At 33.7% G+C, this 26,089-nt stretch carries 15 protein-coding genes; 14 read left to right on the top strand and 1 reads right to left on the bottom strand.

Annotated features, from left to right (window positions below; all coding sequences use genetic code 11):
* Positions 1-30 precede the first annotated feature (30 nt).
* Positions 31-435 (bottom strand): SPOR domain-containing protein, encoded by a 405-nt coding sequence (locus ACN5J3_RS02490; protein ID WP_418510657.1) that lies wholly within the window; start codon positions 433-435, stop codon positions 31-33.
* A gap of 214 nt (positions 436-649) precedes the next feature.
* On the opposite strand from ACN5J3_RS02490, the gene ACN5J3_RS02495 reads away from it, so the two are divergent.
* The 14 genes from ACN5J3_RS02495 to sprA all read left to right on the top strand — a co-directional run bounded on the left by ACN5J3_RS02495 (position 650) and on the right by sprA (position 25,981).
* Entirely contained in the window at positions 650-1,939 is a 1,290-nt protein-coding gene (locus ACN5J3_RS02495; RefSeq protein WP_418510823.1) for a c-type cytochrome, read from the top strand.
* Positions 1,940-1,968: 29 nt separating this feature from the next.
* A complete protein-coding gene (locus tag ACN5J3_RS02500) occupies positions 1,969-5,166 on the top strand; it encodes a TAT-variant-translocated molybdopterin oxidoreductase (protein ID WP_418510658.1) in 3,198 nt (1,065 codons plus the stop codon).
* Between the two features lie 35 nt (positions 5,167-5,201).
* On the top strand, positions 5,202-6,932 hold the full coding sequence (gene nrfD / locus ACN5J3_RS02505) for an NrfD/PsrC family molybdoenzyme membrane anchor subunit (RefSeq protein WP_418509062.1): 1,731 nt from the start codon (positions 5,202-5,204) through the stop codon (positions 6,930-6,932).
* Positions 6,933-6,935: 3 nt separating this feature from the next.
* Positions 6,936-7,472 carry a DUF3341 domain-containing protein gene (locus ACN5J3_RS02510; RefSeq protein WP_344727742.1) on the top strand — a complete coding sequence of 179 codons (537 nt, stop codon included), beginning with the start codon at positions 6,936-6,938 and terminating at the stop codon, positions 7,470-7,472.
* Between the two features lies 1 nt (position 7,473).
* Positions 7,474-8,031, top strand: coding sequence for a c-type cytochrome (locus tag ACN5J3_RS02515; RefSeq protein ID WP_418509063.1), 558 nt, complete (start codon positions 7,474-7,476; stop codon positions 8,029-8,031).
* Positions 8,032-8,056: 25 nt separating this feature from the next.
* On the top strand, positions 8,057-9,436 hold the full coding sequence (locus tag ACN5J3_RS02520) for a quinol:cytochrome C oxidoreductase (RefSeq protein ID WP_418510659.1): 1,380 nt from the start codon (positions 8,057-8,059) through the stop codon (positions 9,434-9,436).
* 26 nt (positions 9,437-9,462) lie between these two features.
* A complete protein-coding gene (locus ACN5J3_RS02525) occupies positions 9,463-10,533 on the top strand; it encodes a cytochrome c oxidase subunit II (RefSeq protein WP_418509065.1) in 1,071 nt (356 codons plus the stop codon).
* 37 nt (positions 10,534-10,570) lie between these two features.
* On the top strand, positions 10,571-12,361 hold the full coding sequence (locus ACN5J3_RS02530; RefSeq protein WP_418509066.1) for a cytochrome c oxidase subunit I: 1,791 nt from the start codon (positions 10,571-10,573) through the stop codon (positions 12,359-12,361).
* Positions 12,362-12,430: 69 nt separating this feature from the next.
* Positions 12,431-13,453: a Holliday junction branch migration DNA helicase RuvB gene (gene ruvB / locus ACN5J3_RS02535; protein WP_418509067.1), complete on the top strand. Its 1,023-nt coding sequence runs from the start codon at positions 12,431-12,433 to the stop codon at positions 13,451-13,453.
* Positions 13,454-14,794, top strand: a complete 1,341-nt coding sequence (locus ACN5J3_RS02540) for a cytochrome P450 (protein ID WP_418510660.1) — start codon at positions 13,454-13,456, stop codon at positions 14,792-14,794.
* Positions 14,794-15,726, top strand: coding sequence for a tRNA epoxyqueuosine(34) reductase QueG (gene queG, locus ACN5J3_RS02545; protein WP_418510661.1), 933 nt, complete (start codon positions 14,794-14,796; stop codon positions 15,724-15,726). Before ACN5J3_RS02540 ends, queG begins: the two co-directional genes overlap by 1 nt.
* A 42-nt stretch (positions 15,727-15,768) precedes the next feature.
* Complete coding sequence (locus tag ACN5J3_RS02550) at positions 15,769-18,063, top strand: NADP-dependent malic enzyme (protein WP_418509070.1); 2,295 nt, start codon at positions 15,769-15,771, stop codon at positions 18,061-18,063.
* Between the two features lie 64 nt (positions 18,064-18,127).
* Positions 18,128-18,709, top strand: coding sequence for a Holliday junction branch migration protein RuvA (gene ruvA, locus ACN5J3_RS02555; RefSeq protein WP_418510662.1), 582 nt, complete (start codon positions 18,128-18,130; stop codon positions 18,707-18,709).
* A gap of 6 nt (positions 18,710-18,715) precedes the next feature.
* Positions 18,716-25,981: a cell surface protein SprA gene (gene sprA, locus ACN5J3_RS02560; RefSeq protein WP_418510663.1), complete on the top strand. Its 7,266-nt coding sequence runs from the start codon at positions 18,716-18,718 to the stop codon at positions 25,979-25,981.
* Positions 25,982-26,089 lie beyond the last annotated feature (108 nt).

The following is a 26,089-nucleotide window of genomic DNA, read 5'->3' on the forward strand; positions in this document are numbered from 1 at the left end:
ACATAAAAAAAGCGGCTGTTGCCGCTTTTTTTATTCAATTTCTTTTTCCTTTTTGGGCTTAAACCTAAAAGCATTTGGAAATTTTTTTTGTATTTCAACTAAAGCTCTATCTGCTTCTAAACGGCTTCTAAAATTCCCAACCCAAACCTTATAGTTAGGTGTTTCATAAACATCAGTAGCTTTCCATTTAGAAAATGCATCTTTAAAACTCCTTATGGCAGTATTAGCGCCATCTCTATTTCCAGAAAAAATCTGAATTTTATATCGGTCAGAACCGTTTTCAGAAGTGTTAATATCTTTTTTAATAGCAAGTAATTTATCTATTTTCTGATCTTGATTAATAGATAAGCTTCCATTTTGAGCATAACTACCGCAGTAGAACATTAGTGCAGCAAAAGCAAAAAACTTCGTGAATTTTTGTCTCAATATTATCATTTTCAATAGGATTTAATGCAAATGTATGTCTTATAAACTTAAATTTGTACTAAATTGTTATTTAGAATTCCTCTAAATTATAAATTAACACATATCTAACATTTCTAAAATCGACTATAAGTGTTACTTTTGCGAGAGATTTTATAACTGTGTTTTTTTATTTTATTAGATGAAAAAATCATACCAAAGTTTAGAAGTTAATTCAACCAATAATATGAAACAGGTGAATCACCGTAAGTTAAGTAGGAAAGTACTTCAGTTAAGTGTTCTTTTTTTGCTAACAATTTCAACTTCTCTTTTTGCTCAAGAAGGAGATCCCGCAAATGGAAAATCATTATTTAATGCCAACTGTGCTTCTTGTCATAAGCTTGACAAGAAAATGACTGGGCCTGCGCTTCGTAAAGTGGAGTCAAGGTTAGAAGAAGCTGGCCTTGATAGACAGTGGATTTATGATTGGGTTCATAATAGTTCGTCTATGATAAAGGCAGGTGATGAATACGGAAACAAAATATTTGATGAGTATGGTGGTTCTGCAATGACTGCTTTTCCTCAGTTATCAGAGAAAGATATTGATGATATTTTAGCTTATACTGCTGAAGAACCTGCGGTTGCTCCAAAACCTGAAGGAGCTGTAGCTGGTCAGGCAACAAGTGCAAACTCTGGTGCTGGGTCTAATGAGCTTATTTTAGGTGCGCTAGCGTTGTTATTTGCTTTATTAGCAATGGCTCTTATTTTGGTAACACGTACATTAAAGCGTTTTGCTGAAGCTAAAGGTGTTGAGTTGCCAGTTGAAGATAAAAGATTACCGCTTTGGAAAGCATTTGCGAAAAATCAATTTTTAGTATTAGTTACTGTAATTTTCTTAATGTTGACAAGTGCTTATTTTGTTTATGGGTATTTAATGCAAGTTGGTGTAGACCAAGGATATCAACCAGTTCAGCCAATTCATTTTTCTCATAAAATCCACGCTGGTGATAATGGCATAGACTGTAAGTATTGCCACTCTTCTGCTAGAGTAAGTAAAACATCGGGAATTCCGTCATTAAATGTATGTATGAATTGTCATAAATCAATTTATGAGTATAATGGTGAAACGTCTCCAGAGTATTCTAAAGAATTTTATGATGGTGAAATTCAAAAATTATATGCAGCTGCAGGATGGAGTGATGCTGATCAAAAATTCACAGGAAATTCTCAACCGGTTAAATGGGTTCGTATACACAACCTCCCAGACTTTGTTTATTTTAATCACTCACAACACGTTACTGTTGCTGGTGTAGAGTGTCAAACATGTCATGGTCCTATTCAAGAAATGGAAATAGTTGAGCAACATGCGCCATTAACAATGGGTTGGTGTGTTAACTGTCACAGAGAAACAAACGTAAAAGTAAAAGACAACGAATACTATACTAGGATTCACGAAGAGTTATCTAAAAAGTATGGTGTAGACCAATTAACAGCTGCTCAAATGGGTGGATTGGAATGTGGTAAATGTCATTATTAATTTATTAAGAAGTAATTCAATTATATAATATGTCATCAAACAAGAAATACTGGAAAAGTGTTGAAGAGCTTAACGAGAATAGCTCTATTGTTGAGACGCTAAAACAAAACGAATTTGTTCAAGAAATTCCAACTGACGAGTTTTTAGGTGATAAAGAGTCGTTAGAAGGTTCTAAAACAACACGTCGTGATTTCTTAAAGTATGTTGGTTTTAGTACAGCTGCAGCTTCTTTAGCTGCCTGTGAAGGACCAGTAATTAAGTCTATTCCTTATGTGGTTCAGCCTACAGAAATTATTCCTGGTGTGGCAAACTACTACGCAACTACAATTGCTAATGGATATGATTTTGCAAGTGTTTTAGTGAAAACTCGAGAAGGACGTCCAATTAAAATAGAGAATAATACTTTGGCAACTACTCACGGTAGTGCTAATGCTAGAGTTAATGCATCTGTTTTAGGATTGTACGACAGCATGAGGGTTCAAGGTCCAATGAAAGAAGGGAATGCGATTTCTTGGAGTGCATTTGATATTGAAACAAATCAAAAATTAACAGACTTAAAAACAGCAGGAAAACAAATTGTATTGCTAACGCAAACATTTGCAAGTCCATCAACAAGCAAGTTGATTTCTGAATTCAAAGCAAAGTATGGTAATGTACGTCATGTAGTTTACGATGCTGTGTCTGAATCAGCAGCTTTGGATGCGTACCAAGCTAAATATGGTACACGTGGTCTTGCTAGTTACAATTTTGAAAAAGCAACGACCATAGTTTCTGTTGGAGCTGACTTTTTAGGAGATTGGCAAGGTGGTGGATTTGATTCTGGGTATGCAAAAGGACGTATTCCTAAAAATGGAGTAATGTCTCATCATACACAGTTTGAGTCTAACATGTCCCTTTCTGGAGCAAATGCTGATAAAAGAGTGCCATTAACGCCAAGTCAGCAAAAAGTAGCTTTAGCTAAACTATATAGTTATATAGTAGGAGGTTCTGTTTCTGGTGAGTTACCAGCACATGTTGATGAGGCAGTTCAAAAAGCTGCATCTCGTCTTAAAAAGGCAGGAAGTAAAGGTGTTGTTGTAACAGGAATTCAAGATGTAAACGCGCAAACAGTTGCTCTTGAAATAAATAGTTACTTAAACAGTAAAGCCTTTGATGCTTCATCGCCTATTAAAACAAGACAAGGTAACGATAAAGCAGTTGCTAAATTAGTTGCTGATATGAAAGCTGGAAATGTAGGTGGTATCATCATGAGTGGTGTTAACCCATTATATACATTACCAAATGCAGCAGATTTTGCTGAAGGATTAAAAAACACAGAGCTATCTATTGATTTTTCATTGAAAGCAGATGAAACAGCTTCTGAAACACAATATATTGCAGCAGCACCACATTATTTAGAATCTTGGGGTGATGTTGAAATCAAGAAAGGGCACTTTGCATTAATGCAACCTACAATTCGCCCATTATTTGATACAAGACAATTCCAAGAAGCATTGCTTAAGTGGAATGGTAGTAGCATGTCTTATCATGACTACATAAAACAAACATGGAACCAAAGTGTTTTAGGTGGAGGATCTTTTAACAAAGCATTACATGATGGTGTTTTTGTAGCTGAAGGATTTACAACATCAAGCACTAGTACAGCTTCAGAGAGTGATGACAAAACTTTAGTAGGAGGAATTATAGAAGATGTTGCTGAAGGTTTAGGTCTTAAAAAATCTGAAGAAACTTCAGAAGAGACTACGTCAATTTCGGCACCTTCTGGAGGTGAAGCAGCTAGAGCATTAGCATCTTCTACAGCAGTACAAGGATTAGAGTTAGTGCTTTACTCTAAAGTAGGAATGGGAGATGGTCAACAAGCTAACAACCCATGGTTACAAGAATTCCCAGATCCAATATCTAGAGTGTCTTGGGATAACTATTTAACAGTATCTAAAGCTGATGCAGATGCAATCGGACTTAAAAATGAGCATGTAGCAACTGGCGCATTAGACGGAAGCTATGCTGATGTTACTGTAAACGGAAAAACATTAAAAAATGTTCCTGTACTTATTCAGCCAGGTCAAGCCAAAGGATCTGTAGGATTATCATTTGGATATGGTAGAACACAAGGTATAAAAGATGAGATGAAAACAGGTGTAAATGCTTACACACTGTACCAAGACTTTAATACAGTTCAGAGCGTAAGTGTATCTCCAGCATCTGGAATGCACGAATTTGCTTGTGTTCAGTTACACAACACCCTAATGGGACGTGGAGATATTGTAAAGGAAACAACATTAGAAATATTTAATACCAAAGATAAAAATCACTGGAATGCTATACCAGTTGTGTCTTTAGATCATGAAGAAACACCTGTGACATCTCCAGATGTTGATCTTTGGGATGAATTTGATCGTTCAATTGGACATCACTTTAACCTTTCAATAGATTTAAATGCTTGTACTGGATGTGGGGCTTGTGTTATAGCATGTCATGCAGAAAACAACGTTCCTGTTGTAGGTAAAGAAGAAGTAAGACGTAGCCGTGATATGCACTGGTTACGTATAGATAGATATTATTCTTCAGAAGATACTTTTGCTGAAGATGATGTGAAGAAAGATGAGTTTTCAGGACTTTGGGGTGACAAAGGTTCACTTGGTGGTTTTGGCGAAATGGAGCATCCAGCAGATAATCCTCAAGTAGCTTTCCAACCAGTAATGTGTCAACATTGTAACCACGCACCTTGTGAAACTGTTTGCCCTGTTGCAGCAACTTCACACGGACGTCAAGGTCAAAACCATATGGCATATAACCGTTGTGTAGGTACAAGATATTGTGCTAACAACTGTCCTTATAAAGTAAGACGTTTTAACTGGTTCTTATATAGTGAAAATGATGAGTTTGATTACCATATGAATGATGATTTAGGACGTATGGTTCTAAACCCTGATGTTGTAGTGCGTTCAAGAGGAGTTATGGAAAAATGTTCAATGTGTATTCAAATGACTCAAAAAACAGTGCTTGATGCTAAACGTGATGGTAGAGAAGTAGGTAAAGATGAATTCCAAACAGCATGTTCAGCTGCTTGTAGTAGTGGGGCAATGATTTTTGGTGACATTAACAATAAAGAAAGTAAGGTTTCACATTTAAAAGATGATGATAGAGCATATCACTTATTAGAACACGTTGGAACAAAACCAAATGTTGTATATCAAACTAAAGTTAGAAATACAACCGAAGCTTAACAAAAGAATTATTAAGAAACAATTATAAACAAATTATGGCGTCTCATTACGAAGCACCTATTAGAAGACCTTTAGTTACAGGCGAAAAATCATACCACGACGTTACTGTGGATGTAGCAAGACCAATTGAAGGTAAAGCAAATAAGCAGTGGTGGATAGTTTTTGGAATTTCACTGGTAGCTTTTCTTTGGGGAATTGGATGTATATTATATACCGTATCAACAGGTATTGGTACTTGGGGTTTAAATAAAACCGTAGGTTGGGCCTGGGATATCACTAACTTTGTTTGGTGGGTAGGTATTGGTCACGCAGGAACACTTATTTCTGCTGTACTTCTTTTATTCCGTCAAAAATGGAGAATGGCAATTAACCGTTCTGCAGAAGCAATGACAATTTTCTCTGTAGTACAAGCAGGATTATTCCCAATCATACACATGGGACGTCCTTGGTTAGGATATTGGGTATTACCTATTCCAAACCAGTTTGGTTCACTATGGGTTAACTTTAACTCACCATTACTTTGGGATGTATTTGCGATTTCAACGTACTTATCAGTATCATTAGTTTTCTGGTGGACTGGTTTATTACCTGATTTTGCAATGATTCGTGATAGAGCAGTTAAACCTTTCCAAAAGAAAATTTATTCTTTAATAAGTTTTGGTTGGACAGGTAGAGCAAAAGATTGGCAACGTTTTGAAGAAGTATCATTAGTATTAGCAGGTTTAGCAACACCACTTGTACTTTCTGTACATACTATTGTATCTTTTGACTTCGCAACTTCAGTTATACCAGGATGGCATACTACAATTTTCCCTCCTTATTTCGTTGCAGGTGCGATTTTCTCTGGATTTGCCATGGTAAATACACTTCTTATTATAATGAGAAAAGTGTGTAACCTAGAAGATTATATTACTGTACAACATATAGAGCTAATGAACATTGTAGTTATGATTACAGGTTCTATAGTAGGTGTAGCTTATATAACAGAGCTGTTTATTGCATGGTATTCTGGAGTAGAATATGAACAATATGCGTTCTTAAACAGAGCAACAGGACCTTACGCTTGGGCATATTGGATGATGATGTCTTGTAACGTATTCTCTCCGCAGTTTATGTGGTTCAAAAAGCTACGTACAAGTATTATGTTCTCATTCTTTATTTCTATTGTAGTAAATATAGGTATGTGGTTTGAGCGTTTTGTAATTATTGTAACATCATTACATAGAGATTACTTACCATCTTCATGGACTATGTTCTCACCAACATTTGTAGATATAGGTATTTTTATAGGTACTATAGGATTCTTCTTTGTACTATTCTTATTGTACTCAAGAACATTCCCTGTAATAGCTCAAGCTGAAGTAAAAACAATTTTAAAATCTTCAGGAGAACGTTATAAAAATATTAGAGAAAGAGGTGATAGTTTAGTAGGTACAGGAGCTGATGCAAGAACTTCAGGTGCTGCAATTAAAAAAACCGAGACTACATCTAAAGTAGATAACTCTGAAAAAGTAAACAGCTTGTTAGCTAGTATAGGAACATTTGATTCTACAACACAAACAGCTGATGACTTAAAAAAGATAAATGGAGTAGGACCAAAAATGGAAGAAGCCTTAAATAGCATAGGTATATACACATTTATACAAGTAAGTAAGATGACCAAAAAAGAATATGACTTGTTAGACGAAATTACAGGTTCTTTCCCAGGAAGAGCTGAACGTGATGATTGGTCAGGACAAGCAAAATCATTAATAAATCAAGCGTAGATAATGGAAGTATCAAAAGTAATACACGCTATTTATACTGACGATGATGTACTAATGGCTGCAGTTAAGAAAGTAAAAGCTGCTAAACATCATATAGAAGAGGTATACACACCTTTTCCAGTACACGGATTAGATAAAGCAATGGGATTAGCACCAACACGTATAGCTATAACAGCTTTCTTATATGGTTGCGTAGGTTTAACAGTTGCTGTTACAATGATGAACTTTATCATGATTGAAGATTGGCCTCAAAACATAGGAGGTAAACCAAGCTTTAGTTATATAGAAAACATGCCATCATTTGTACCTATTATGTTCGAGCTTACAGTATTTTTCGCGGCTCACTTAATGGTAATAACATTTTATTTACGTAGTAGAATGTGGCCATTTAAAAAGGCAGAAAATCCAGACCCTAGAACAACAGATGATCATTTCTTAATGGAAATAGCTGTTCATAATAATGAAAGTGAACTAGAAAGCTTACTTAAAGAAACTGGAGCAGTAGAAATTAATATTGTAGATAAAGAAGAAGCACATTAATATGAAAAGCTTAATTAAAATTTCATTTATAGCATTAGTATTAGTAGCGGTTGTGTCATGTAAAAAAGACTCAAGACCAAACTATCAATTCATGCCTAATATGTATGAACCAGTTGGTTATGAAACATATTCAGAATCTGAAGCATTTAAAAACGGTGTAGAAGCTCAACTTCCTGTTGATGGTACTATTCCAAGAGGTTTTACACCTTACGAAATAGAAAACACAACAGAAGGATTTGAACTTGCTAAAGCAACACTACTAAACCCGTTAGACTCTAACGAAATTGATTTAGAAAGAGGTAAAGAGCTTTACAATATTTATTGTGCTATCTGTCATGGAACAAAAGGAGATGGACAAGGTAATCTTGTAAAGAGAGAAAAAATACTTGGTATACCAAGCTATGATGACGTAGGAAGAGCCATTACAGAAGGAAGTATTTATCACGTAATTTATTATGGAAAAAATGCTATGGGTTCTTATGCAAATCAGTTAAATGAAGAAGAGCGTTGGCAAGTAGTAGCTTACGTTTTAGATTTGAAAACGAAACTAGAAAAGTAAGATAGATAAAGATTATATTATAGATATGTACACATTCTCAAATAAATTAAAGACACTTTCTATTGCATTAATGATCATTGGAGCAATAGGTGTTATTTATGGTTTTATGACATCTCATAAATCTTTTGAAGACGTAGAAACCATTCTTGCAGCTGAAGCATCTCATCATGGTGGTGGACACGGAGAAGACACTGCTCACGCTTCAACAAGTCATGAAGAACACGCAGTAACAAATTCACACGAAGCAAATAATCATAATGATTCAGCTGAAACACATGTTGATGAACATAAAAAACATGTTGAACACGTACAGCATCAAATAGCAAACAGACCTTGGTCTGCATTATATGTAGCTGCTTTCTTCTTTTTTATGATAGCATTAGGTGTACTTGCTTTTTATGCCATTCAATATGCAGCACAAGCAGGATGGTCTCCTGTTTTATTTAGAGTTATGGAAGCTATTACTGCGTACATGTTACCAGGAGCAATTATTGTATTAGCTATTGCAGTTGCATCAGGTACTATAGGTCATTACAATATATTCATATGGATGGATCCAGAAGTAGTAGCTCATGATGAGTTAATACAAGGAAAATCAGGATGGTTAAACATAACTGGTTTTGCAATAAGAGGTTTGATTTTTATTACAGGTTGGGCTTTATACAGACATTTTTCTCGTAAATTTTCAATCGCTCAAGATAATGCCGATGTAAATGACAACAGCAACTTTAAAAAGAACTTCCGTATATCTGCAGCATTTTTAGTATTCTATATTTATACGGAATCTATGATGTCATGGGATTGGATTATGAGTGTAGATCCTCACTGGTTTAGTACACTTTTTGGATGGTATGTATTTGCAAGTATGTTTGTAAGTGGTATCACAGTTATTGCATTAACAACTATCTACTTAAAATCTAGAGGTTATTTAGAGTTTGTAAACGATAGTCATATTCATGATTTAGGAAAGTTTATGTTCGCTATTAGTATTTTCTGGACATACTTATGGTTCTCTCAATTTATGTTAATATGGTATTCAAATATTCCAGAAGAGGTAACATATTTTGTTACAAGATTCAATGATTACCAATTACCATTTTTAGGTATGGTAGCATTAAACTTCATATTCCCATTATTAGTATTAATGAATAGTGATTATAAGCGTGTGCCATGGTTTATTGTTATGGCAGGAATTGTTATCTTATTTGGTCACTATATAGATGTCTTTAATATGATAATGCCTGCAACTGTAGGAGATAGATGGTTTATTGGAATTCCTGAAATTAGTTCAATTTTGTTATTTGCAGGCTTGTTTATCTTTATAGTATTTACAGCATTAACAAAAGCCCCTTTACTAGCAAAAGGAAACCCATTTATTAAAGAGAGTGAACATTTTCATTATTAAAAATTAATTAAAGAAGAGAAAAGACAATGACAGCTTTTTTAACAATTATAATAGTACTTTTCATAGCTGTTGCCATTTGGCAAATGGTAAAAATATTTGATTTAGCTCAAGTGGGCTCATCAAGTGATAGCTCGGTAGCAACCGACTACGATAATAAATTAAACGCCTATTTAATGCTAGGATTCCTAGCTTTCATATACATTATAACCATTGTATGTTTTGTTAAATGGGGTGATTTACCATTATTATCTAACTCTGCTTCAGAACACGGACCTCAAATAGACAACTTAATGATTATATCATTAGTTATCATATTTATAGTTCAAACAATTACACAATTTTTACTTCATTATTTTGCTTACAAATACAGAGGTGAAAAAGGAAAAAAAGCATTATTCTATGCTGATAACAATACATTAGAAGCTATCTGGACAATTATACCAGTAATTGTTTTAGCAGGTTTAATAATTTATGGATTATTTACTTGGACAAGTATTATGAATATAGACCAAGATGAAGATCCAATTGTTGTAGAATTATATGCACAACAATTTAGTTGGACAGCAAGATATGCAGGAGAAGACAATACTTTAGGAAAAGCAAACGTAAGACTAATAAATCTTGACAATGCAAACATATTAGGGGTTGATGAATCTGATCCTAACGCTCAAGATGATGTTATCACTAAAGAACTTCACTTGCCTGTAGGAAGACCAGTGTTATTCAAAATGAGATCTCAAGATGTGTTACACTCTGCTTATATGCCTCACTTTAGAGCACAAATGAACTGTGTACCAGGTATGATAACGCAGTTTGGATTTACACCTACTGTTACTACAGCAGATATGAGACAAACTCCTCAAATTATAGAGAAAGTTCAACATATTAATGAAATTAGAGTAGAAAAAAGCAAAGAGCTAGCTACAAAAGGAGAAGCTCCATTAGATCGCTACGAATTTGACTACGTATTACTTTGTAATAAAATATGTGGAAAATCTCACTATAACATGCAAATGAAAATAGTAGTTGAAACTCAAGAAGAGTTTGAAGCTTGGATGAAAGAACAAAAAGAATTCAAAGATTCTTTACTTAAGTAATTAATAACGGTTTTTTAAAAGTATTATATATTAGATTATGTCAACACACGCAGATACACACGCACACGACGACCACGGACATCATCATAAAGAAACATTTATAACTAAATACATTTTTAGTCAAGATCACAAAATGATTTCTAAACAGTATCTTATTACAGGTACTATTATGGGAGTTATAGGTGTTTTAATGTCTATTATGTTTCGTATGCAAATTGCATGGCCAGAAGAACCTAACGTATTATTTGAAGCTCTTTTAGGTAAGTGGGCTCCAGATGGTGTAATGGATGCCGATATTTATTTAGCATTAGTTACAATACACGGTACTATAATGGTATTCTTTGTATTAACTGCTGGATTAAGTGGTACATTTAGTAACTTATTGATTCCGTTACAAATTGGAGCAAGAGATATGGCATCTGGATTCCTTAACATGGTATCTTACTGGTTGTTTTTCTTATCTAGTGTTATAATGATTATCTCATTGTTTGTAGAAGCTGGACCTGCTGCTGCAGGTTGGACAATTTATCCGCCTTTATCTGCTTTACCAATGGCACAAGGAGGTTCTGGTATGGGTATGACATTATGGTTAGTATCTATGGCTATATTCATTGCCTCATCACTTTTAGGTTCTCTTAACTACGTAGTAACTGTAATAAACTTAAGAACAAAGGGAATGTCTATGACAAGACTACCTTTAACAATTTGGACATTCTTTGTAACAGCTATTATTGGTATAGTATCATTCCCAGTATTATTATCTGCTGCGTTATTACTTATCATGGATAGAAGTTTCGGGACATCATTCTTCTTATCAGATATTTTCATTCAAGGAGAAGTATTACACTACCAAGGAGGATCTCCAGTTTTATTTGAACATTTATTTTGGTTTTTAGGTCACCCTGAAGTATATATCGTTATTCTACCTGCAATGGGTATGGTATCAGAAATTATGGCGTCAAACTCACGTAAACCTATTTTTGGTTACCGTGCTATGATTGCATCTGTTTTAGCAATTGCATTTTTATCAACAATTGTTTGGGGTCACCATATGTTTGTTTCAGGTATGAATCCATTTTTAGGATCTGTATTTACTTTTACAACATTATTAATTGCAATTCCATCTGCGGTAAAAGCCTTTAACTGGATAACAACAATTTGGAAAGGTAATCTGCAAATGAACACCGCCATGTTATTCTCTATAGGTTTCGTATCTACATTTATAACAGGAGGATTAACAGGAATTATTTTAGGTGATAGTGCTTTAGATATTAACGTTCACGATACATATTTCGTTATTGCTCACTTCCATTTAGTAATGGGTATATCTGCACTATACGGTATGTTTGCTGGAATTTACCATTGGTATCCAAAAATGTTTGGACGCATGATGAACAAAAATCTTGGTTATATTCACTTCTGGGTAACTGCAATTTGTGCTTATGGTGTATTCTTCCCAATGCACTTTATTGGAATGGCAGGATTACCAAGACGTTATTATACAAATTCAGCATTTCCATTATTTGACGATTTAGCAAATGTAAACGTAGTTATTACTGTATTTGCTATAGTAGGAGCGGTTTTCCAAGTTGTATTTTTATACAACTTCTTTGTTAGCATGTTCTACGGTAAGAGAGCAACAAAGAACCCTTGGAAATCTACAACTTTAGAGTGGACTACACCAGTTGAGCATATTCATGGTAACTGGCCTGGAGAAATTCCTCATGTACACCGTTGGGCTTATGATTATAGTAAACCAGGACATGATGTAGATTTTGTTCCTCAAGATGTACCTTTAAAAGAAGGAGAAGAAGAATTACAACATTAAAATTCTTTATTATAATAATATTCAAAAGCCTTTCCACTACGGAAAGGCTTTTTCTTTATCTTTGTTTTTATGAACGAAAATCTAGACCCTACAAATCATAATTATACGCCAGAAGAGGTAGATGTCGAAAAAAGATTAAGGCCATTGTCATTTAATGACTTTACAGGTCAAGATCAAGTTTTAGAAAATCTTCAGGTGTTTGTTAAAGCTGCAAATCTTCGTGATGAAGCTTTAGATCATACATTATTTCATGGGCCTCCAGGATTAGGAAAAACAACACTAGCACATATTCTAGCTAGTGAACTTAATGTAGGTATTAAAATAACATCAGGTCCAGTATTAGATAAACCAGGAGATTTAGCAGGTCTACTAACAAATTTAGATGAAAGAGATGTTCTTTTTATAGATGAGATTCACAGATTAAGCCCTATAGTTGAAGAATATCTTTACTCAGCTATGGAGGATTACAAAATAGATATTATGATTGAATCTGGGCCAAATGCTAGAACCGTTCAAATCAATTTAAACCCTTTTACTTTAGTAGGAGCTACTACAAGATCTGGTTTATTAACATCACCAATGCGAGCACGTTTTGGGATTCAAAGTAGATTACAATATTACAATACAGAGTTGCTAACTACTATTGTGCAACGTAGTGCTTCTATATTAAATGTACCAATATCTATGGAAGCTGCAGTTGAAATTGCAGGAAGAAGTAGAGGAACACCAAGAATAGCTAATGCTTTATTACGTCGTGTTCGTGACTTTGCTCAAATAAAAGGAAATGGACGTATAGATATTAAGATAGCCAAGTTTGCTCTTGAAGCTCTTAATGTTGATGCGCATGGCCTTGATGAGATGGATAATAAAATACTTTTAACAATAATAGATAAGTTTAAAGGAGGTCCTGTTGGTATTACAACACTAGCAACAGCTGTTAGCGAAAGTGCCGAAACTATTGAAGAAGTTTATGAACCTTTTCTTATTCAACAAGGATTTATTTTACGCACGCCTAGAGGAAGAGAAGTTACAGAACAAGCTTACAAGCATCTTGGTCGAATAAAAGGTGGTACTCAAGGAGGTTTATTTTAAATGAGTGTTGTAAAAAACATACCAGAAGTTTCAACCTTTACTTTTTTAAGACAAGCAGTATCTATACTTAATAACCCATTGCCATTTCATCATAAAAACTTTGAGCGTTATGGCGATACTTTTAAATTAAATATAGGTTCCAAAAGCTATGCAATATTCTCTAGAGATGCAGCATTAGCAGAATATGTATTACAAAAAAACTGGAAAAATTATAAAAAATCACCAATTCAAACTAAAGACCTTGCTAAGTATTTAGGAAAAGGGCTTCTTACCGCTGAAGGTAACCATTGGCGAACCCAACGAAAACTTATTCAACCAGCATTTCATAAAAAACACATTGAGCATTTACTAACGGTTATTAAAGAAACCATTATTGATGAGTTAAAACGTATTCAGCCTAATAAAGACATTGACGTTTTACCAATGTTTAGCAATTTAGCGTTTAAAGTTGTTGTAAAAGCATTGTTTAGCAATGCAGCATCTGAAAGTGAAATAAAACTACTTCAAGATGTAACCGAAGAAAATCAAGAGATGTTAGTCAAGGAATTAAGGCAACCTTACTTGTCGTGGTATTTTAAACATTTCGGGATTATAGAAAAGCATTTGTCGCGAACAAAAGCTTCTAGAGATATTTTACAAGCTATTATTGATAAGCGTAGGAATTCTTCAACTGTGTATAACGATTTGTTAGATATGCTCCTGCAAACACGTTATGATGACGGCTCACAAATGAGTGATGAGCAGTTAATAGATGAAATATTAGTTTTGTTTGTAGCAGGTCATGAAACAACAGCAAACGCTTTAAGTTTTTCAGTGCAATTATTAGCGCAACATCCTGACTGGCAAAAAAAAGTAGCACAACAATACAAACAAGTATTAGAGCAACATGATACCGATATAATGTCTGCTATTTCTATGTCTTCTTACTCAAAACAGGTTGTTGAAGAAACTTTAAGGTTGTATCCGCCTGCGTATTTTATTGACCGTGTTAATTTAGAAGATGATAGTTTTAAAAACTATCAGTTTAAAAAAGAGAGTAGCATTTTATTATCTATCATAGAAATTCATAAACATAAAAACCTGTGGGAAAACCCGGAGGAATTTAACCCCAATCGTTTTTCTCCCGAAAAGGCTAAAAATTATTCATCGCAATACTTTCCATTTGGAGCAGGGCCAAGAAAGTGTATCGGAAACAATTTTGCTATGTATGAAATGATTATAGCTATTTCTGAAATGTTGTATAAATTTGAAATACATCCAACTAAAGACACAATAGAAATAAATCCATTAATAACGCTTAAGCCTAAAAACGCCATTGTTAGGTTTCAACCTCGAGCTTAATGAATAGCCAAAAATCAAAATATACAAAGCTTATAAAAGAGGAATCTAAAAGGCTAGGTTTTCTGTCATGCGGTGTAAGTAAAGCAGAATTTCTAGAAGTTGAAGCACCAAGATTAGAACGTTGGCTAAACGCCAATATGCATGGAGAAATGCGTTATATGGAAAACCATTTTGATAAGCGTTTAGATCCAACAAAACTTGTAGAAGGCTCTAAAAGTGTAGTGTCGTTACTACTTAATTATTTCCCTTCACAAACTCAAAACACCGAAAGCTACAAACTATCAAAGTATGCTTATGGAACCGATTATCATTTTGTAATAAAAGATAAGTTAAAGCATCTATTGCAATTTATTCAAGATGAAATTGGCGATGTTCACGGTCGTGCTTTTGTAGATTCAGCCCCAGTTTTAGACAAAGCTTGGGCCGCAAAAAGTGGTTTGGGCTGGATAGGAAAACACAGCAACCTATTAACACAAAAAGTTGGCTCGTTTTATTTTATTGCAGAGTTAATCATAGATTTAGAATTAGATTATGATACACCAACCACAGACCATTGCGGTAGTTGTACTGCCTGTATAGATGCATGCCCAACACAAGCCATTACAGAACCTTATGTTGTAGACGGTAGTAAATGTATCTCGTATTTAACCATTGAGTTAAAAAACAACATACCTTCAGAGTTTAAAAACAAAACAGACGATTGGATGTTTGGTTGTGATGTATGCCAGGATGTATGCCCTTGGAACCGGTTTTCAAAACCGCATAATGAGCCATTATTCAATCCACATCCAGAACTTTTAGACATGACCAAAAAGGATTGGGAAGAAATTACCGAAGAAACATTTAAAAAAGTCTTTAAAAAATCAGCAGTAAAGCGAACAAAGTATTCTGGGTTAACACGAAATATTAAGTTTTTAAACCATAGTGATTAATTGATAGTTTACTACATTTGTATTTGATACTAAATCATTTTTATGAGTAAACAGAGCAGGAGAAGAGAAGCATTGGTTTATCATGCAAAACCAACACCAGGTAAAATAAAAGTAGTACCTACAAAAAAATATGCAAGTCAGAGAGACTTGTCATTGGCATATTCACCAGGCGTTGCCGAACCTTGTTTAGAAATAGCAAAAAATGTAAATAACGTTTATAAATATACAACTAAAGGAAATTTAGTTGCTGTAATTTCTAACGGAACTGCTGTTTTAGGATTAGGAAATATTGGTCCAGAAGCCTCAAAACCTGTAATGGAAGGTAAAGGACTTCTTTTTAAAATATTTGCAGATATAGATGTTTTTGATATTGAAATTGATACAGAAAACATAGAAGAGTTTATTGCTACAGTAAAAAATATTGCACCAACATTTGGTGGTATAAACCTAGAAGATATTAAAGCTCCTGAAGCTTTTGAAATTGAACGAAGATTAAAAGAGGAATTAGATATTCCTGTTATGCATGATGATCAGCATGGAACGGCTATCATTTCTGCAGCAGCATTAATCAATGCGTTAGAGCTAGCTGATAAAAAAATTGAAGATGTAAAAATTGTTATTAGTGGTGCTGGAGCAGCTGCAATTTCATGTTCAAGACTTTATCAATCATGTGGAGCTTCATTAGAGAACATGGTTATGCTAGATAGTAAAGGTGTCATAAGAAAAGACAGAGAAACCTTAACTAAAGAAAAAGCAGAATTCGCAACTCATAGAAAAATTGACACGCTTGATGAAGCCATGAAAGATGCTGATGTATTTATAGGCTTATCAACTTCAAATATTGTATCTCCAGAGATGCTAAAATCCATGGCTAATAACCCAATTGTATTTGCTATGGCAAACCCAGACCCAGAAATAGCCTATGATTTAGCAGTAGATACTAGAGAAGATATTATTATGGCAACAGGTCGTAGTGACCATCCTAATCAAGTAAACAACGTATTAGGTTTTCCGTTTATTTTTAGAGGCGCTTTAGATGTTCGTGCAACAAAAATAAACGAAGAAATGAAAATGGCTGCTGTACTTGCGTTAGCACGTTTAGCCAAAGAATCAGTACCAGAACAAGTAAATATAGCTTACGGAGAAACACGATTAACATTTGGTAGTGACTACATTATTCCTAAACCATTTGATCCTAGATTAATATCTCAAATTCCACCAGCGGTTGCAAAAGCAGCTATGGAAAGCGGTGTTGCACAAGAGCCAATTACAGATTGGAAAAAATATGAAGAAGAACTTTTAGAGCGTTCAGGTTCTGATAATAAAACTGTAAGACTTTTACTTAATAGAGCAAAAACCAACCCAAAACGTGTGGTGTTTGCAGAAGCAGATCAGCTAGATGTTTTAAAAGCTGCTCAAATAGCTCATGATGAAGGTATTGCTTTTCCAATTTTATTAGGAAGAAGAGAAACGATAGAGCTCTTAAAAGAAGAAATTGAGTTTGATGCAGATGTTCCAATTATTGATCCTAAATCAGACGAAGAAGAGCCTAGAAAAAACGAATACGCTAAAGTATATTGGGATCAACGCAAGCGCAAAGGCGTTACGTTATATTCTGCACAAAAAATAATGAGAGAGCGTAACTATTTTGCAGCTATGATGGTAAATCAAGGTGATGCTGATGCTTTGGTATCAGGATATTCAAGAAATTATCCATCTGTAGTAAAACCAATGTTAGAGCTAATAGGATTAGCTGAAGGTTCAAGCAGATTAGCAACTACCAATGTGTTAATGACACAAAGAGGTCCTATGTTTTTAAGTGATACAGCAATAAATATAAATCCTTCTGCGAATGACTTAACCAAAATAGCTCAAATGACAGCCGGAGTTGTGAAAATGTTTGGTATGGAACCCGTAATGGCTATGATTTCATATTCTAATTTTGGTTCTTCAAAAAATCAAACAGCAACCAAAGTAGGTGAAGCTGTTGCTTATTTACACAAAAGACACCCTAATTTATTAGTAGATGGTGAGTTGCAAACAGATTTTGCACTAAACAGCGATATGCTACAAGCAACATTCCCGTTTTCTAAATTAGCAGGCAAAAAGGTAAATACTTTAATTTTTCCAAATTTAGAATCGGCTAATATTACCTATAAGTTACTAAAAGAACTAAACAAGGCAGATTCAATAGGGCCAATTATGATGGGTATGAGAAAACCAGTTCACATTTTACAACTAGGAGCAAGTGTTGATGAAATTGTAAACATGACTGCTATAGCTGTAATAGATGCCCAGCAAAAGGAATACTTAAAAACCACCAAAAAAGAACGTTAATAATGTAAGCCTCAATAATGTGAATAATTTTATTACATTTGAGAGGTTTAATTATAGTTAGTTGATGATTACACACATTCAAGGTAAACTTGTAGAGAAAAACCCAACCGATGTTACGATAGACTGTAATGGAGTTGGTTATTTACTAAATATATCTTTACATACTTTTTCAAAAATTCCAGATCAGGAGAATATAAAGTTATTTACACATCTTCAAGTAAAAGAAGATTCACATACCCTATTTGGTTTTTCATCATTAAGTGAACGAGAAATTTTTAGACTATTAATTTCAGTAAGCGGTATTGGAGCTAGTATAGCAAGAACCATGCTTTCATCATTATCGCCAAAAGAAATAAGAGAAGGTATTGCCACAGAAAATGTTGCTTTAATTCAATCTATTAAAGGAATAGGGGCTAAAACTGCTCAACGAGTAATTTTGGATTTAAAAGATAAAATTTTGAAAGTTTATGATATTGATGAACTTTCGACTCCGCAAAGCAATACAAATAAAGATGAAGCGTTATCTGCTTTAGATGTTTTAGGTTTTCAAAAAAAGCAATCAGAGCGCGTTGTGGATAAAATCCTAAAAACGCAACCAGATGCAGACGTGGAAACAATCATAAAACAAGCATTAAAAAACTTATAATATATTTTGAATACTACAACCAACTATAATTTTTGTATATCAAAAAAAACACGCTTACTCACTGTTTTTATATTGTTGCTTACATCTATTGCTTGGTCTCAAGAGCCTGTAGCTCAAGACTCCATTAAAACAGGACATAGTTTAGGTAATTTACAAATGCCTAACCCTAACAGCATAGAGTCTAAATACACTTATGACCCAATAACAGATAGATATATTTATACAGAAACCGTTGGTAATTTCAATATAAACTACCCAATTATTCTTACACCAGAAGAATTTCAGGATTTAGTTATTAAAGAGAAATTAAAAGAATATTATAAGCAAAAAACCGATGCTTTTGATGGTAAAAAAGAAGGAGCTGAAGAAGAACAAAAAAATTTACTTCCAGAATTTTATGTGAATTCAGGCTTTTTTGAAACCATTTTTGGTAGTAATACCATAGAGGTAATTCCGCAAGGATCTGTAGAAATGGATTTAGGAATTTTATTTACAAAACAAGATAATCCAGCATTTTCACCAAGAAACCGAAGTAGCTTTACTTTTGATTTTGATCAGAGAATTAGCTTGAGCTTATTAGGTAAAGTAGGTACTAGGTTGCAAGTAACAGCCAATTATGATACTGAATCTACTTTTGACTTTCAAAATTTAATAAAATTAGAATACACACCAACAGAAGATGATATTATCCAGAAAATTGAAGTTGGTAACGTAAGTATGCCTCTTAACAGTTCTCTAATAACAGGCGCACAAAGTTTATTTGGTGTAAAAGCACAGTTGCAATTTGGAAAAACAACTATTACCGGTGTGTTTTCTGAACAAAAATCTGATACCAGAACTGTTGTAGCTCAAGGTGGCGGTACTTTAGAAGAATTTGACTTTTTTGCTAGAGATTACGATGAGAATAGACACTTCTTTTTAGCGCATTATTTTAGAGATAACTATGATAAAGCATTAGAAAACTATCCGTTTATAAATACCAATGTACAAATAACCAGAGTTGAAGTTTGGGTTACAAATAGAAGCAATCAAACAGAAAACGTTAGAAATGTTGTTGCATTACAAGATTTAGGTGAATCAAATCCAGATCCTAATGCCAATAATATTTACTTAAACCCAATTCCTGGAGGCTTTATCAATGCAGGACCAAATGCTTATCCAAACAATGGCAATAATGATTTTGACCCTACAAGAATAGGTTCAGGATCTATTCTAACAACAGCAATAAGAGATATAGCAACAGCGCAACAAGGTTTTGGTAGCTTATCAGCTAGCGTTAATGAAGGTTCTGATTATGCAAAATTAGAAAATGCCAGAAAGTTACAAGAAGGACAAGAGTATACATTAAACTCGCAACTTGGTTATATCTCTCTAAATCAGAGATTAAATAATGATGAAGTTTTAGGTGTTGCTTTCCAATATACTGTGGGAGGTCAAGTATACCAAGTAGGAGAATTTGCAAATGATGGAGTAGACGCAACAGGAATAGATAATACAGGAGGAACAGGAACAATACCTGTTGTGACTAACAATAGCTTAATAGTTAAATTACTTAAAAGTCCAGTAACAAATGTAAATCAACCTATTTGGGATTTGATGATGAAAAACATTTATGATACTGGAGCATATCAATTAAGTCAAGAAGATTTTAAACTAAATATTTTTTACAACGAAGCATCTCCTTTAAATTTTATTTCGCCGGTAGGTGGAACTTTTGGCGTTGATGTAAACGGTAACCCGATTACGCCATCAACATCAAGTGACGATTTAATAGAGAATACAACATTATTAAGGCTGTTTAATTTAGATAGATTAAACTTTAATAACGATCCGCAACAAGGTGGTGATGGTTTCTTTGATTTTGTTTCAGGCATTACTGTGCTACCTCAAAACGGAAAAATAATATTCACAAAAGCAGAACCTTTTGGAGAATATTTATTTGAGGTATTATCTACAGGGACTGAAGATTATAACAACGATGCTACTTATAACCCTAACCAAGCAAAATATGTGTTTGATGTTCTTTATAAAGAAACTAAAACAGCTGCTTTAGAAGAAGCAGATAAGAATAAGTTTAAAATAAAAGGGCGTTACAAATCTTCAGGTAGTGATGGTATTTCAATAGGAGCTTTTAACGTACCAAGAGGTTCAGTAAATGTTACAGCAGGAGGAAGAACACTTGTAGAAGGTGTAGATTATACAGTAAATTACCAATTAGGAACAGTTCAAATACTAGATGAAGCATTAAAAGCTTCAAATACACCTATTCAAGTATCTACTGAAAACAATGCGATTTTTGGGCAACAAACCAAACGTTTTACAGGAATTAATGTAGAACATAAATTTAATGAGAATTTTGTTTTAGGGGCAACATGGTTACATTTAAATGAACGACCAATAACTCAAAAAGCAAATTATAGTCAAGAGCCAATTAATAACCACATATTTGGTTTAAATGGTAATTACTCTACCGAAGTGCCTTTCTTAACACGAATGGTCAACAAATTACCTAATATAGATACCGATGTACCTTCAAATATTTCTTTAAGAGGAGAATTTGCCTATCTAGCTCCAGGAGCACCAAAAGGAACCGATTTTCAAGGAGAAGCAACATCATATATTGATGATTTTGAAGGAACACAAAATAATATTGATTTAAAATCCCCGCAATCATGGTTTCTTTCAAGTAGACCAAGATTACTTCCAGGCAGTGTGCCAGGAGATGATGATTTAGGAATTCAAAACGGATTTGGAAGAGCTTTATTAAACTGGTATACAATTGATCCAATTTTTTACAGTAATCAAAGTCCTGGAGGAATTTCAAACGAAGATATTTCAAGTCTTTTTACCAGCCGTGTTTTTATAAATGAATTATTTCCACAGCAAGATATAGCTCAAGGGCAAACAACAGTTTTATACACTTTAGATTTAGCGTATTATCCATCAGAAAGAGGTCCTTATAACTTTCAAACAACAGGAGTTGATATTCCTTCAAACACACTAACAAACCCAGAAAATTCTTGGGCAGGTATAACAAGACAGTTAACCTCTACTGATTTTGAACAAGCCAATGTTGAATATATTGAGTTTTGGTTACAAGATCCATATCAAGAAAATGGTGCAAATCCAGGAGGAAAATTAGTATTCAATTTAGGGAATATTTCAGAAGATATTATAAAAGATGGTAGAAAACTGTATGAAAACGGTTTGCCAGATGATGGAAATGCAGCTATGTTACCACAATCATCTTGGGGAACAGTTTACCCACAAAACCAATCATTGATTTATGCCTTTGATACAACAGGACAACAACGTGCAAATCAAGATGTAGGTTATGATGGTTATGATGATGCAGAAGAACAACAAGCATTTCCTAATTATGCAGCATTACCTGATCCTGCTAATGATAATTATGCTTATTTCTTAAATGCTTCTGGTAATGTATTTGATCGTTATAAAAGATACAATGGTGTAGAAGGCAATTCACCAGATACTTTTTCTGATACGAATCGTGGAGCAACAACACAACCAGATGTAGAAGATGTAAACCGTGATAATACAATGAATACAATAGATAGTTATTTTGAGTATGAGTTAGATATCACACCAGCATCATTAAATATAAACAACCCTTATGTTGTAGATATAAAAGATTCTGAATTTAGAGTTTTACCTAATGGTCAAACAGTAATCCCAAAATGGTACCAATTTAGAATCCCTGTTAGCGAATTTACCAATGCTATAGGAGGTATTTCAGATTTAAGATCTATTCGTTTTGCTCGTATGTATCTTAAAGAGTTTTCAGAGGCAACTGTTTTTCGTTTTGGAACATTAGATTTAGTAAGAAGCGAATGGAGACGTTACACACAAACACTTGATGAAGATTTAGGCGACCCTGAATTAGATAATACAGATTTTAGTATAGGAGTTATTAGTACACTTGAAAATGATGGTAGCTATCAATCTCCTCCAGGAGTTACACCAGAAGAGTTGTTTAATAACAATACTGTAATTCGTCAAAATGAGCAATCATTAGTAGCAAATGTGTGCGATTTAGAATCTCATGATGCAAGAGCTGTTTACAAAAATATTAGTGTAGATATGCGTCAATACAAGCGATTGAGAATGTTTATGCATGCAGAACCAGGAGAAACTCCTGGATTAGCAGATGGCGATTTAGTAGGTTTTATAAGAATGGGTAACGATTTAACTCAAAACTATTATCAAATAGAAGTTCCGTTAAAAGTTTCTCAAGGTATTTCTAGTGCGGCATTATGGCCAACTGAAAACGAGATTAATATTCCGTTAAAAGTACTTCAAGATATAAAAGCTAGAGCAATAAGTGATGGTAATATAAGTAGTCCTAATGCAACTTTTTATGATGTTGTAAACGAAGTTATTAGTGCAAATTCTGTAAATGAATATGCACCTTATGTTATAGGACAACAACGTGTAGCTATAAAAGGTAATCCTAACTTTGGAGACATTAGAACCTTAATGGTAGGTGTTAAAAATGCTTCAACTACAGAAGAGTGTGCAACCTTATGGTATAACGAATTACGATTAGCTGAATTAGATAATGAAGGCGGTTGGGCCGCTATTTTAAGCATGGATTCAAACATAGCAGATTTTGCTACAGTAAGTGCTACTGGTAGACAAAGCACAGCAGGATTTGGAACTATAGAGCAAGGCCCTAATGAGCGTAGTAGAGAAGATGTTGTTCAATATGATGTTGTTACAAATGTGAATGTTGGACAATTATTACCAAAAAAATGGGGTATTCAAATTCCTTTTAACTATGGCGTAGGAGAAGAAACAATAACACCAAAATATGATCAGTTTTATAAAGATTTAACTTTAGAATCTCGATTAGATGCTGCAAACTCTAGTGCTGAAGAAGATCAAATTTTAGAACAATCAGAAGATTATACAAAACGAAAAAGTATAAACTTTATAGGAGTTAAGAAAAACAGAACAGGAGATGCAAAACCTAGATTCTATGATGTAGAAAATTTAACATTCAACTATTCTTATAATAAGGTAGAGCATAGAGATTTTGAAATTGAAAACTCTGTAGACAAGAGCTTAAGAGCGGGAGTAAACTATGCACATAATTTTGAGCCTGTAAATATTGAGCCTTTTAAGAAAAATGATTCATTATTTACTGGTAAATACTGGAAACTATTAAAAGATTTTAATCTTAACTTATTGCCGTCTAACTTCACAATTACAACAAACTTTAACAGGCAGTATAATAAGCAAAAATTTAGAGACACAGATTTAACAGGAGCAAACATTGCACTTGAAGAACTTTTTAGACGTAACTATACTTTTGATTTTGGTTACACACTAAACTATAACCTAACAAAATCTTTGCAATTAAACTTTACAGCATCAAATAATAATATTGTTAGAAACTATTTTATAGATGATGTTATAAACGGAAAGCAAGACCCTGAACTAGACATTTGGGACGGATTTTTTGATTTTGGAGACCCAAATAGTCAATATCAACAATTAGGAATTAACTATGAAATTCCAATAAATAAGATACCAACATTTAACTTTATAAATGCTACTTATTCTTATAGTGGAGAATTTCAATGGCAAAAAGGTTCAGATTTATTCGGTGATTTAGAAGTAGATGGTAAAACATACGATTTAGGAAATACAATTTCAAACGCAAATCAGCATAACATTAATACAACTTTAAATATGAGTAAGTTGTATAATTATATAGGTCTTAAAAAGAAAAACATAAGAAGAGGTGGAACTGCTTCTCTAGCAGCTAGACGTAACTCTAAAACAATGCCTCCTGGAGCTGAAGACAATAAAGATGCTGCCCCTAAAAAATCAAAAAATACAGGTGCCAAGTTCTTAAATGCAGGTATAGATTTATTAACGAGTGTTAAGCGAATTCAGTTAAACTATTCTGAAACAAACGGAACCTATTTACCTGGATACACACAATCGCCAGGCTTTATAGGAACATTAAAACCAACTACAGGGTTTACATTTGGTAGTCAAAGAGATGTAAGAGAAGAAGCTGCAAGAAAAGGATGGTTGACATTATACCCAGAATTTAATGAGCAATACACAACAAATAGAACCAAACAATTAGACTTTTCAGCAAATGTTGAACCGCTTAATGATTTACAAATAGATTTAGTAGGAAACAGAGTTTATTCTGAAAACTATACCGAAAACTATCGTGTAAATAATTTCAATGGTGAATATGAGTACGAATCATTAACACCTAATACTTACGGAAACTTCAACATCTCTACTGTTTTAATAAAAACAGCATTTAGTAGTAGTGATGAAGCGCAATCAAAGGCCTTTAATGAGTTTAAAGAAAACAGACTTTTAGTAGCTCGTAGACTAGCACAAGAAAGAGGTATTGATTTAAATAACCCTAACAATTTTGAAAACAATGACGTTAACGGATTTCCAAAAGGATTTGGAAAAACAAGTCAGTCTGTTTTATTACCTGCATTTTTAGCAGCATATTCAGGACAAGATGCCGGTAAGGTAAAATTATCTGCATTACGAGATATCCCAATACCAAACTGGGATATTAAGTATACAGGGTTAATGAACTTAAAATGGTTTAAAGATAGGTTTAAGCGTTTTTCATTAGTTCATGGTTATCGTTCTAATTACACTATAAATCAATACAGGTCAAATTTAGATTATAAACCAATAGATTTTAGTGTAGCTTATGATGATCAGCCACTAAACGCCATAAACCAAGGCGGTAATTATAAAAACGAAACTCTATACAGTAACATAAACTTATCTGAAATGTTTAGCCCACTTCTGCGAATAGATATGGAGATGAATAACTCAATCAAGATCCTTGCAGAAATGAAAAAAGACAGATTATTATCATTAAGTTTTGACAACAATTTAATGACAGAAGTTCAAGGTAACGAATATATTTTAGGACTAGGATATAGAGTGAAAGACGTAAAAATTAAATCAAAATTAGCTGGACCAAGAAAAACTATTGTTAGTGATATAAACATGAAAGCAGATGTTTCTCGTCGTGATAACAAAACAATCATTAGATATTTAGATGTAGACAATAACCAAATAACATCTGGACAAACAATATGGTCTGCCAAATTCTCTGCCGATTACTCATTCAGTAAGAGTTTAACAGCGCTTTTCTATTTTGATTACGCTTTTTCAGAGTATGCCATTTCAACAGCATTTCCTCAAACAACAATACGTTCAGGAATAACCTTGCGTTATAATTTTGGGAATTAATTTTTCTAATAAGTAAAAAGGAATCACAAATTATAAAACAGTTAGTATTATTTGTTTGAATTTATAAATTGAATAAATACATTTGTGAACAGAAATTAATAAATACAA

The sequence above is a fragment of the Corallibacter sp. genome (genome assembly GCF_048381695.1).
Lineage (GTDB): Bacteria > Bacteroidota > Bacteroidia > Flavobacteriales > Flavobacteriaceae > Corallibacter > Corallibacter vietnamensis.

Excerpts from the sequence above, each read along its gene's own strand:
- ACN5J3_RS02490 (WP_418510657.1), bottom strand. The coding sequence starts at position 435 with ATGATAATATTGAGACAAAAATTCACGAAGTTTTTTGCTTTTGCTGCA.
- ACN5J3_RS02495 (WP_418510823.1), top strand. The coding sequence starts at position 650 with ATGAAACAGGTGAATCACCGTAAGTTAAGTAGGAAAGTACTTCAGTTA.
- ACN5J3_RS02500 (WP_418510658.1), top strand. The coding sequence starts at position 1,969 with ATGTCATCAAACAAGAAATACTGGAAAAGTGTTGAAGAGCTTAACGAG.
- nrfD (WP_418509062.1), top strand. The coding sequence starts at position 5,202 with ATGGCGTCTCATTACGAAGCACCTATTAGAAGACCTTTAGTTACAGGC.
- ACN5J3_RS02510 (WP_344727742.1), top strand. The coding sequence starts at position 6,936 with ATGGAAGTATCAAAAGTAATACACGCTATTTATACTGACGATGATGTA.
- ACN5J3_RS02515 (WP_418509063.1), top strand. The coding sequence starts at position 7,474 with ATGAAAAGCTTAATTAAAATTTCATTTATAGCATTAGTATTAGTAGCG.
- ACN5J3_RS02520 (WP_418510659.1), top strand. The coding sequence starts at position 8,057 with ATGTACACATTCTCAAATAAATTAAAGACACTTTCTATTGCATTAATG.
- ACN5J3_RS02525 (WP_418509065.1), top strand. The coding sequence starts at position 9,463 with ATGACAGCTTTTTTAACAATTATAATAGTACTTTTCATAGCTGTTGCC.
- ACN5J3_RS02530 (WP_418509066.1), top strand. The coding sequence starts at position 10,571 with ATGTCAACACACGCAGATACACACGCACACGACGACCACGGACATCAT.
- ruvB (WP_418509067.1), top strand. The coding sequence starts at position 12,431 with ATGAACGAAAATCTAGACCCTACAAATCATAATTATACGCCAGAAGAG.
- ACN5J3_RS02540 (WP_418510660.1), top strand. The coding sequence starts at position 13,454 with ATGAGTGTTGTAAAAAACATACCAGAAGTTTCAACCTTTACTTTTTTA.
- queG (WP_418510661.1), top strand. The coding sequence starts at position 14,794 with ATGAATAGCCAAAAATCAAAATATACAAAGCTTATAAAAGAGGAATCT.
- ACN5J3_RS02550 (WP_418509070.1), top strand. The coding sequence starts at position 15,769 with ATGAGTAAACAGAGCAGGAGAAGAGAAGCATTGGTTTATCATGCAAAA.
- ruvA (WP_418510662.1), top strand. The coding sequence starts at position 18,128 with ATGATTACACACATTCAAGGTAAACTTGTAGAGAAAAACCCAACCGAT.